The 1,914-nt window shown below is 42.5% G+C and carries 1 protein-coding gene; it reads right to left on the bottom strand.

Annotation, left to right across the window (positions count from 1 at the left end):
* Nucleotides 1–192: 192 nt before the first annotated feature.
* Nucleotides 193–1,734, bottom strand: coding sequence for an IS1182 family transposase (locus CF651_RS31820; protein ID WP_094018884.1), 1,542 nt, complete (start codon nt 1,732–1,734; stop codon nt 193–195).
* Nucleotides 1,735–1,914 lie beyond the last annotated feature (180 nt).

The following is a 1,914-nucleotide window of genomic DNA, read 5'->3' as shown; positions in this document are numbered from 1 at the left end:
TTTTGTTATTATTACCGAGACCCCGGAAAACCACACCTCTCTAATCGGCGGCAACGTCAGAAGTGTATAAGATGCAGTTGGAGACCTCCGAAAAAGTGGTTCCATATTAATAATTTGTCGCTGTTTTAGAGATTTTGAGCCGTTTTAGGGCTGAATTGCTAGGGAAAATCCCTTAATTTATCTCCATTTCCCTTAGGAAATGGCCAAGAGGGCAGACTGCTCCCGTTGTCGTTTATCCGTAATTAGCTTAGTCATTCTCTTTACGTTAGACGCTATAGTGCTTAGCAATGCATGGATATATGTTCTTTCTAATCCACGATATCGGGTACGTCTGAGTCCATGATTCCTTACTTTATCTGCATGACGACGTTCGATCAACCATCGACTCTTCCTTGCTTCCTTGTACTCATCGGATTTGTAGTGTTCACGCGCCTGTTGGAACTCCTCGTAGTAATTGCTGATGAAAACATTACGTACGCTCTTACTCGATGTGCACTTTGCTTTTAGTGGGCAATCTTGGCACTGGGTCTTGGTAAATCGAAACTCAAATCCATTCCGATCTTCCCTCGCTTTGTTGCGATCTCTGTAGGCTTTGCTGACTATGCCATTTGGACAGGTTACCTGCATCTTTTCCGCATCAAATTGAAAATCTTCAGGTGTAAATAAACCGGAAACTTGCTGCTTTGTTTTCATCCAGCTTATATGGCCTACAATATTATTCTCTCGAAGAAAACGAAGATTTTTGCCGAACCAGTAACCTTTATCTGCAGAGAGCTCTTTAGGCAAAAATCCATGATTATCTTGAAATTGCGTGACGAGGTCAACTAACTGGTCACCATCTTCGGCATTGGCTGGAGTCACTTTAATCGCCGTGATGATCTCCGTTTCTTCATCCATCATGATATGGTCCTTATAGCCCTGGATTTTACGCATATCTGATTTATGTCCAGTACGTGCATCGGTGTCTACAATGCTGATAAGACGATCCGTAGCATTCTCATCACGATCAGAAATGACTTTCTTTAGTGTAACGAGGGCTGCATTCGGCTGCTCATCGTTGTTTAGTAGGGGCTCAGCAGCGGTCGCGAACTCGCTAGCCAATTGAAGCACAACCGGCAACTTCTCGTCTCGAGTCCTCCCCTTGAGTTCGTTCCAGAGCTCAAGCATACGTTGTTCAAACTGTTGAAAGATTTCTTGGTTAGTCTCTCGCAATTCAAGAAGAACACTCTCATAGGCTTGCCGAACTAGAGAAAGCCATGTGGGTATAGCGACATCGGCAATGATATGAGTGGAGTCCATGATAGACCGTTTGGATTGAGCAGAAATAAATCCGTGTTCAATGCACTGATCAACTAACCGCTGAAAGATTTCTTGGAATTTCTCCAATCCTACGCGCTTAACACGGAAGTAACTGATGGTAGTGTCATCTGGTAATTCATCATCGATATTCAAATCTAAAAACCATCGGTAGGCTAGGTTCACTTGAATATGACTAATGACTTGTACGTCAGAAAGATTGTACAAGTACTCAAGTAAACAAATTTTGAAGAGAAAAACCGGTTCTTCTGCAGGACGACCGCGATCAGAAGAATACTGTTCGGCCAACAATTCTCGAATGAAGGTAAAATCGACGGTCTTAGCGATACTCCGTAACAAATGATTTTGAGGGACAGCTTTCTCATAATAATATTGATCGAAGCCGGAAATTTGTTTTCCGTTGTCTTTACGAAGCATCGATAAAACCTCCAAATAATGAATCTATATTTCTATTATATTCTATTAATGGATATATTTAGGGTTAGATTGGCGTTGAATACTGATTTTTTCGGAGGTCTCCCTTGCGGCGTTCCTAAGTCTGATCGTCGAACCGTTCCTTCTTCCATGACTCCCGCCTTCAGCCACTTCCGTACAAGT

The organism is Paenibacillus rigui, assembly GCF_002234615.1.
In the GTDB taxonomy this organism is placed as follows: Bacteria; Bacillota; Bacilli; order Paenibacillales; family NBRC-103111; genus Paenibacillus_S; species Paenibacillus_S rigui.
Note: the sequence above shows the minus strand (reverse complement) of the source record. Positions and strands in the feature narration are given on the sequence as shown.